This is a genomic window from Pararhizobium sp. DWP3-4, from assembly GCF_049898205.1.
Classification (GTDB): domain Bacteria; phylum Pseudomonadota; class Alphaproteobacteria; order Rhizobiales; family Rhizobiaceae; genus Pararhizobium.
This window is the reverse complement of the sequence record NZ_JAFCXF010000016.1, coordinates 76,073-84,593: the sequence shown is the minus strand read 5'-3', so window position 1 is coordinate 84,593 and position 8,521 is coordinate 76,073. Positions and strand designations below refer to the sequence as shown.

Here is an 8,521-nt window from a genome sequence, read left to right as displayed (position 1 = left end):
CGGAGACCCTTGCTCTCCCACGGGCTTGGTGTCCCAAAGGTGCGACGGTCTTCCATCCGCCACCGCAACTGGCATTACAGCGCCAAATGCGGAAGAAGGGAAGTTACAAAGGTGGCCCGCAGGGCCGGATGAGGGGGGCCGAAGGCAATTTTGCCGGCTCCAGCGTCGCTGGGGCCCCCTCATCGCCTCGCCTCCGCTCGGCACTTCTCCCCGCGGGGGAGAAGGGGGAAGCCACGATCTCCGCCTCAGTATGGAAATGCGCCCGTTCAGTTAGGTCCCGTGCCATAACGTCAAAGTCCCGTTTCGATCGCGACGGCATTGCCGCTTGCGGCCGCCTGCATCACCGCAAGCCCCGTCGCCAGCGACCAGATGCCGTCCTCGCCGCCGCAGAGCGGCTTGCCCTTGCCGGCGATCGCGTCCTCGAAGGCGATCAGCGTGTTTTCGTAGAGATTGCGGTGGTCGAGCGGCAACTCCGTCTCGCCATCGGCGTTGCGCAGGGTCACGGTACCAATCGCTTTCTGGGTCATGCAGTTGCGGCCGATCAACGATCCCTCCGAGCCATGCACTTCAAAGCCGGTGACCGCATATTTGGTAGTGAACCCATCATGGAACTGCGCGATCAGGCCGGATTTGAAGCGCAGAACACCCATCGCCGCATCTTCGAGCCCGGCCTTGGCCATGCCGCCATATTGGCCGAGCGCCACCGCTTCGACCGGATCATCGCCGAGCACGAAGCGAAGGGTATCGGTATCGTGCACGGTGATATCGAGAATGACGCCGCCGCCCGCTTCCGGCTTGTCGAGGCGCCAGCCCTGCAGATGCGCCGGCAGGTAACCGGCATGGCAGACGCGGGCCGCCAGCGGCTGGCCGATCCGGCCTGCGGCAATTGCATCGCGCATCGCCCGGTGCGTAGCCGCGCCGCGCAGATGATGATTGGTCGCCATGACCACGCCGGCATCGCGGGCGGCCTTGACCATGATCCGCGCATCCTCAAGCGAGGTCGCCAACGGCTTTTCACAGAGAATATGCTTGCCGGCCTTCGCCGCCGCGATCACCTGGTCGCGGTGCAATTCATTGGTGGTCGAAATATAGACAGCCTGAACATCGGGGTCACCGACAAGCTCGGCAATACTGGTCACCGACTTTGGGATACCATGATCGCTGGCATATTTGGCACCACGCTCGGCGCTGGTGCTCATCACCGAAACGATCTCGCCGCCGACAGCGCGGATCGCGTCGATCACCCATTCATGGGCAATCGTGCTTGCCCCGATCAAACCCCAACGTGTCATAACAAGGAGAGCCTTTCGCGTTTGTCGATGGCGGCGCCACAGCTTTGGCGCACGACCAGCCGCACCGAACTGACGATCGCTTCGGCGTCCGCCCGTCCGGCATTGATCTGTTTCAAAAGAAGCTGTGCTGCCCGGCGCCCCATGCCCTGCGGATCGACGGAGATCGTCGTCAGCGCCGGCACCGCCGTCTGCGCCTCGATCACATCGTCGAAACCGATCACGGCAAAATCCTCACCCGGATTGAGACGATGGGCGCGCAAGCCGTCGCAGACACCAAAAGCGACCGCATCGTTGAAGCACACGGCCGCCGTCGGCCGCTCTCGCAACATGAGCGCCCGCTCGATGGCGGCAACGCCCCCTGCCCGGGATGGCGCCGAACTGATAACAAGCTCGTCATGCACGGCCAGGTCCATGTCCGACAGCGCGTCGCGATAGCCCTGCATCCGCTCGTTGAACACGGCCGTATCGGGAAAACCGCCGAGAAAGGCGATGCGGTGATGGCCAAGCCCGGCCAGATGGCGGACTGCGTCGCGCATACCGGCATGATTGTCGGATACCAGCGACGAAACTTTTGCGCCGGCAACCTGACGGACGACATTGACGACCGGGATGCCGCTTGCCACCAGCGGCTTCAGATCGGCCGCATCCGTACCGCGCGCCGGCGACAGGATCAGGCCGGAAATGCCGTGCTCGCGCATCGAGGCGATGACCTCGCGCTGGCGATCGACGCTTTCGGCGGTATTGGCGAGGAACTGCACGTAGCCGGCCGATTGCACGACCATATCGACGCCGACGGCAAGCTCGGCAAAGAAGCTGTTGGTCAGGTCGTTGACGACAATGCCGATGATTTTCGACTTGGAATTGGACTGGCGCAAGTTGGCCGCACCGCGATTATAGACATAGCCGAGTTCGCGGATGACGGCATTGACCTTGGCGCGGGTCACCTCGTTGACCAGCGGACTTGCCTGCAGCACGAGCGACACGGTCGACTTCGACACGCCGGCGGCATGCGCAATATCGATGACCGTCACCCGTTCTTTACCCACATCGTCCTCCCGGCGAGGTCTTCTTGCCTCAGCGCTGCCTGCAAAATAATTGGAACGTTCCAATTTTGTCAAGCGGGTTTCGTAAATATGCCGTGCCGCGCTCGTCGTGATCGGAAACCAAAGCACAGAGACAAAAGTCGATGAAGCATAAACTATTGATATGAAATCATATTTGTCTTCATCGACATTAAAGAAAGATAGACGGCGGGGCTTGATCTGTGCGTTGATTCCCTCTCCTAACGGCGTCTCAGCGAAACTTATCCACCAAATTTTCTCTTGAAATTTGGAACGATCTAAATTATTCGGCTTGCACTGCCCAAGGAGGAGCCCGCATGTCCGCCACCCTGCCGCTGCCGCGCGCCGATGGTTCGCTTGAGATCTACCGCTTGACGGGAACGCCGATCGCGCGGCCACAAACGGCACCCGCCTTCAACCGTATCGCCTATGCGGCAGCCCACGTCGTCTCCGATCCCTTGCGCGATCTCGACCCGTGGGGCCGCCCCGCGATCAACTGGGAGCGGACGATGGCGTTTCGCCATCACCTCTGGGCGCTCGGCTTCAAGATCGCCGAGGCGATGGATACGTCGCAGCGCGGCATGGGTCTCGATTGGGCAGGCGCCCAGGAACTGATCCGCCGGTCGCTGACCGAGGCCCGCACCGTGCCGGGCGCCGATCTGGCCTGCGGCGCCGGTACCGACCACCTTTCGCCCGCCGATACGCGCTCGCTCGACGACGTCATCCGCGCCTATGAAACCCAGGTCGATTTCGTCGAACAGCAAGGCGGCCGGTCGATCATGATGGCCAGCCGGGCGCTCGCGCGCATCGCCGCATCGCCGGATGATTACCGAAAAGTCTATGGCCGCATCCTGTCGCAGACCAAGGACAAGGTCGTGCTGCACTGGCTCGGCGACATGTTCGATCCGCAGTTGAAAGGCTATTGGGGTTCGGAGAATTTCGACACCGCACTCGATACCGTCCTGTCGATCATCGAGGAGAACAAGGCGAAGGTCGAAGGCATCAAGATCTCGCTGCTCGACAATGCCTGCGAAGTCGCGCTGCGTAACCGCTTGCCCAACGATGTGCTGTGCTTCACCGGCGACGATTTCAATTATGCCGAGCTGATCGAAGGCGACGGAAAGAAATACAGCCATGCCCTGCTCGGTATTTTCGACGCCGTCGCGCCCTCCGCCTCAAAGGCACTGGCCTCGCTGGCATCCGGCGATGTCGAAACGTTCCGCGCAGTGATCGAGCCGACCGTGCCCTTGTCACGAAAGATCTTCGAGGCGCCGACGCAATATTACAAGGCGGGCGTCGTGTTCCTTGCCTGGCTGAACGGCCATCAACGGCATTTCACCATGCCGGCCGGCATGCAGTCGGCGCGCGGCGTGCTGCACTATGCCGATATCTTCCGCCTCGCCGATCAGGCCAATGTGCTGGATATGCCGGATATGGCGGTGGAGCGGATGAAGGCGTTTCTGGTGACGCAGGGGATTTGAGAGATTCCGAGTTTGCGGACGCCTACCCCCCTCTGTCACTGCGTGACATCTCCCCCACAAGGAGGGAGATTGTTCTTTTCCCTTGAGGACACAAAAGTTGGCGGTTGATCTCCCCCCTTGTGGGGGAGATGTCGGCGTCGCCGACAGAGGGGGGTAAGCCGCCGCCAACTCAGAGCATGCGCGGCAGCCCCACGGATTGCGCCTAAAACCGCGACTGCGCCATCAAAATCTCGCGGGCGATCTGGTCGAGCGGCACCACCCGATCGACGCCGCCGCGCGCAATCGCCTCTTTCGGCATACCGAAAACGATCGAGGTCGCCTCGTCCTGCGCCACCGTGAACGCGCCGGCCTGCTTCATTTCCTCCATGCCGCGCGCACCGTCATCGCCCATGCCGGTCATGATGACACCCATGGCATTGCCGCCGCCAGCGCGAGCGGCCGAGCGGAACAGCACATCCACCGATGGCCGGTGGCGCGAGACCAGCGGGCCGGTCTTGACCGAAACGTAGTAGCGCGCGCCCTGCCGCTCCAACAGCATGTGCTGGTCGCCGGGCGCAATCAGCACGTGGCCGCGCAGCACCGGATCACCATCGACGGCTTCCTTGACTTCGACTTCGCAAAGGCTGTTCAGCCGCTTGGCAAAGGCGGCGGTGAATTTTTCCGGCATATGCTGGACAATGACGATACCCGGCGCATTGGCCGGCAATGCCTCGAGCATCTCCCTCAACGCCTCTGTTCCACCCGTGGACGCGCCGACGCAGACGACCATTTCGGTGGTCTTGGCCATCGCCCGGCCAGTCGGCGGTGGCAGCATGGCGTCGGCCGTCAGCCGGGCGTTCGGATTGGACGCGCCTGCCTGGGCCGCCGATCGCCGAACGCCGGAAACCCGCGCCTGGGCAGCACTCTTGACGACCTCGCAAATCCGCATGCCGCTTTCCGCCAGATGATCGGCAGCACCGATCTTCGGTTTCAGAATGATATCGACGGCACCGGCTTCCAGCGCCTGAAGCAGCGTCTCCGATCCGGCTTCAGTGAGCGACGAGCACATCACCACCGGGATCGGATGCTGCGCCATCAGCTTGCGCAGGAAGGTGATACCGTCCATGCGCGGCATTTCCACATCGAGCGTGATGACGTCGGGGATATCCTCGGCGATCTTGCGCGCCGCCATGAACGGATCGGATGCCGACCCCATCACTTCGATATTGGGATCCTGCTGCAGCACGGCCGTCAAAGTCTGGCGGACGCTGGCGCTGTCGTCGATGATCAGAACGCGGACTTTCTTTCCCATATCGGCCTGTCTCTTCAGAGGATGGACCGGAAGATCATTCCGGAATTGCGGATCATGTGCGCTGGAAAACCGTATTCGAGACCTGCTTCAGCGGCAGATCGATGCCGGTGATGGATTCCGAATGGCCGATGAACATGTAGCCGCCGGGCAGGAGGCAATCGCACAACCGCGTCAGCACATCCGATTGCGTCGGCTTGTCGAAATAGATCAGCACGTTGCGGCAGAAGATGATGTGCATGGGATTGCCGACCGGATATTTGGCATCCATCAGGTTCATGCGGCCGAAGCCAACCCTGGACCGTAGTTTTGAGGTGATCCGAACCTCGCGGCGACCGTGCTCCTTGGCCGTCATCACATATTTCTTGCGCAAGGCGGCAGGCACTGGTGCCACGATATCGTCGGCATAGATGCCCTGGCGGGCAACCTGCAGAACCTCGGTGGAAAGGTCGGTGGCGAGGATCGAATAGTCGACATTCGATCGCCCTTCGGCAAACTCCGCCATCACCATGGCAATCGTATAGGGCTCGGCACCGGTCGAGCAGGCCGAACTCCAGACCCGCAGATTGTGATGTCCCTTGTTGACAAGCGCCGGCAGGGAAACATCGCGCATGAAATCGAAATGCTTGGATTCGCGGAAGAAATCCGTCTTGTTCGTCGTCACGGCATCGATCAGGTAGACGGCTTCCTGCTCGATCCCGTCCTCGTTGAACAGGAAATCGCAATAATCGTCGAAACTGCCGATATTGGTTGCCCGAAGGCGCCGGCGAAGGCGGCCTTCAAGCATCGTCAGCTTGCTATGCGGCATCTTGATGCCGCTATAGTCATAGATGAACCGCGCGAGGCGATCGAAATTGCGCTTGCTGATATGATCGGAAAGCGACTGGGTCTGACGGACGGCGGCATTCATGTAAAAAACCTCAGGCGGCGTGCCCTGCCGCACCCGGCAGGGTCAGCAAGGCCGTCTCTTCTCTCGAAAGCAGGCTGGCGAGGTCGATGATGACGACGAACCCGCCTTCACGCCGCACGACACCGGCGATGTAGCCCGAGCGCCAGCGGATGCCAATATCGGGCGCCGCTTCGATCTGGTCACGCCGGAATGGCGTGACTTCGAAGACGCGGTCGGCAACGAGGCCGAGCGACAGTGTCCGGTTTTCCAGAGGGATATCCATCACCAACACCCGCGTATGGGGTGTTGGCACGGTTTTCGACAGGCCAAGCTTCAGCCTGAGATCGATGGTCGGCACGCCCTGCCCGCGCACGTCGCGCAGGCCGAGCAGATAATCGGGACCGTTGGGGATCTTGAAGGCTTCCTCATAGTCAAGGATTTCCCGGACCACCTCGACAGGGACGGCAAAGACCTCCTCGCCGAGGCTGAACGTGACGAATTGCGATTCAAACGACGCTGTGGCCATGATCAAGCACTTTCCCGGAAATCGGCATCGGCTGCATCCGGCCCGCCCATCGACAGGTCGAGCGCAAAACCCTTGGCGCGTGCCTGCTGGGCGGAAATGCTGTTATGCGAAGCGACCGGTGCCTTGCGGGCAGCGGTTGGAGCAAAGTTGCGGGCAGCAGGCTTCTGCGGTTGTTTTTTGGTGGCGACACGAACGCCGGCGCCATCGACCTTGAAGAAGGCAATCGAGGTCTGCAGCTCTTCCGCCTGGGCTGCAAGCTCCTCCGAGGTTGCCGACATCTGCTCGGATGCACCGGCATTCTGCTGGGTCACCTTGTCGAGCTGCTGGATCGCTTCATTGATCTGGCTGGCGCCGATATCCTGCTCGCGGCAGGCAGCCGAGATTTCAGAGACCAGTTCGGCGGTCTTGCGGATATCCGGAACCAGGCGGTTGAGCATGTCACCGGCTTCGGCAGCAGCCTTGACGGTATCGCCGGACATCTGACCGATTTCGGCGGCAGCCGACTGGCTGCGTTCGGCGAGCTTGCGGACTTCGGAGGCAACGACGGCAAAGCCCTTGCCATGCTCGCCGGCACGGGCCGCTTCCACAGCCGCGTTCAGAGCGAGAAGGTCGGTCTGGCGGGCGATTTCCTGGACGATGCCGATCTTTTCGGCGATCGTGCGCATGGCGCTGACGGCGCGGGCAACGGCTTCGCCGCTGGCTTCGGCATCCTTCGACGACTGGCGGGCGATCTTTTCGGTCTGGGCGGCATTGTCGGCGTTCTGCTTGATATTGGCCGCCATCTCTTCCATCGAAGCGGAGGCTTCTTCGGCAGACGCCGCCTGCTCGGTCGCACCCTGCGAAATCTGCTCGGAGCTTGCCGACAGTTCCTGGCTACCGGCCGAAACATTGTCGGAAGCCGAAAGGGCATCGGCAACGACGCCGCGAAGACGCTCGACCATGCGCTGCAGGGCGAGGCCCAACGTGTCCTTTTCCGAAAGCGGCGCCGGCTCGACCGTCAGGTCGCCGTCGGCAACCTTGTCGGCAAGGTTTGCCGTGTTGCGCAAATTGGAAGTCATGACCTGCATGGAATTGACCAGATCCTTGATCTCGTCATTGCTCTTGTGGGCGATTTCATAGTTGAGATCACCAATGCTGACGGCATCGGCAAGCTCGACGGCGCGGCGCAGTCCGCGCGATATGTTCAGCGAAATCCAGACAGCGGCAGCGATGGAGAACAGCGTCAATGCGATGGTCGCGGAGATCAGCAGCATGCGCGAGTTCAGATACTGAATATCCGTTGCTTCATCGGTTTCCCGTACATTGCCGGTCACCACGACGTTGACATCATCGATGACCTTCAGCGCCTGGTTCATCATGGTACGGCCTTCGCCCATGGTCAGGGCCGATGCCAGATGGTTCGAATCCACCGTATTCTGGGTCGCAAGATCAGCCACCCGCAACTGAAGCGGGACATATTTTTCATAGATTGCGCGAATTTCCTCAGCTTTCGCTTGGACATCTGGATCCGCGGACTTTGAAAGTGATGTTATCAATCCATCCAGCTCCTGCTGGCGTTCCTTCATCGACTTGACGAATTCAGCAATTTCCGCCGGGTTTTGGTTGAGGATCGCGTTCTTTTCGGCGCGCACCGTTCCATTGAATGCGCCGCTCAAATCGGCGACAGTCTTCATGTCGACGATCGGTCCAGTGACCATCTGCGTAATCGCTGCATTCAGCGAAGACAGGTTGAGAATGGACAGAGTGGCCATCCCGCCGGTCAACAGAATGATGACGGCAAATACTATTGCGAGTTTCAGTTTGATAGTTATGCGCACCGTAAGGGTCCTTACATTGGGGTCGGAAACACACGGGCATCCCGAACGGGTGCCCAAATGGAGGAGTGTCCGAGCCAGCAGGGCGGTGCGGTGAGTGATTCACGTCCGCGAAACCGGTAGTTTCGGAAAATTCCTGCCCGCGCCTACACACGCGGACACTGCGGCGG

General features: G+C 61.0%; 7 protein-coding genes. 1 reads left to right on the top strand and 6 read right to left on the bottom strand.

All coding sequences use genetic code 11. The features are described 5' to 3' along the window. Positions 1-290: 290 nt before the first annotated feature. The gene (locus ACP7E6_RS26635; protein ID WP_426232765.1) at positions 291-1,292 is read right to left on the bottom strand and encodes a Gfo/Idh/MocA family protein; all 1,002 of its coding nucleotides are present in this window, start codon (positions 1,290-1,292) and stop codon (positions 291-293) included. Beyond that, positions 1,289-2,338 (bottom strand): LacI family DNA-binding transcriptional regulator, encoded by a 1,050-nt coding sequence (locus ACP7E6_RS26630; protein ID WP_426232764.1) that lies wholly within the window; start codon positions 2,336-2,338, stop codon positions 1,289-1,291. The genes ACP7E6_RS26635 and ACP7E6_RS26630 overlap by 4 nt, the downstream gene beginning before the upstream one ends. 332 nt (positions 2,339-2,670) lie before the next feature. Between ACP7E6_RS26630 and ACP7E6_RS26625 the strand changes: the two genes are divergently transcribed. Beyond that, the gene (locus ACP7E6_RS26625) at positions 2,671-3,834 is read left to right on the top strand and encodes a dihydrodipicolinate synthase family protein (RefSeq protein WP_426232762.1); all 1,164 of its coding nucleotides are present in this window, start codon (positions 2,671-2,673) and stop codon (positions 3,832-3,834) included. Positions 3,835-4,036: 202 nt separating this feature from the next. Here ACP7E6_RS26625 and ACP7E6_RS26620 read toward each other — a convergent pair whose 3' ends face one another. Genes ACP7E6_RS26620 through ACP7E6_RS26605 form a run of 4 tightly spaced genes read right to left on the bottom strand, consistent with a single transcriptional unit; the run spans position 4,037 to position 8,354 of the window. Next, entirely contained in the window at positions 4,037-5,125 is a 1,089-nt protein-coding gene (locus ACP7E6_RS26620) for a protein-glutamate methylesterase/protein-glutamine glutaminase (protein WP_426232760.1), read from the bottom strand. Between the two features lie 52 nt (positions 5,126-5,177). Continuing rightward, positions 5,178-6,032, bottom strand: a complete 855-nt coding sequence (locus tag ACP7E6_RS26615; RefSeq protein ID WP_426232758.1) for a CheR family methyltransferase — start codon at positions 6,030-6,032, stop codon at positions 5,178-5,180. A gap of 10 nt (positions 6,033-6,042) precedes the next feature. Next, entirely contained in the window at positions 6,043-6,537 is a 495-nt protein-coding gene (locus tag ACP7E6_RS26610; protein WP_426232756.1) for a chemotaxis protein CheW, read from the bottom strand. Between the two features lie 2 nt (positions 6,538-6,539). Next, a complete protein-coding gene (locus ACP7E6_RS26605; protein ID WP_426232754.1) occupies positions 6,540-8,354 on the bottom strand; it encodes a methyl-accepting chemotaxis protein in 1,815 nt (604 codons plus the stop codon). Positions 8,355-8,521 lie beyond the last annotated feature (167 nt).

Coding starts and splice junctions, on each gene's coding strand:
- ACP7E6_RS26635 (WP_426232765.1), bottom strand. CDS start 1,292: ATGACACGTTGGGGTTTGATCGGGGCAAGCACGATTGCCCATGAATGG.
- ACP7E6_RS26625 (WP_426232762.1), top strand. CDS start 2,671: ATGTCCGCCACCCTGCCGCTGCCGCGCGCCGATGGTTCGCTTGAGATC.
- ACP7E6_RS26620 (WP_426232760.1), bottom strand. CDS start 5,125: ATGGGAAAGAAAGTCCGCGTTCTGATCATCGACGACAGCGCCAGCGTC.
- ACP7E6_RS26615 (WP_426232758.1), bottom strand. CDS start 6,032: ATGAATGCCGCCGTCCGTCAGACCCAGTCGCTTTCCGATCATATCAGC.
- ACP7E6_RS26610 (WP_426232756.1), bottom strand. CDS start 6,537: ATGGCCACAGCGTCGTTTGAATCGCAATTCGTCACGTTCAGCCTCGGC.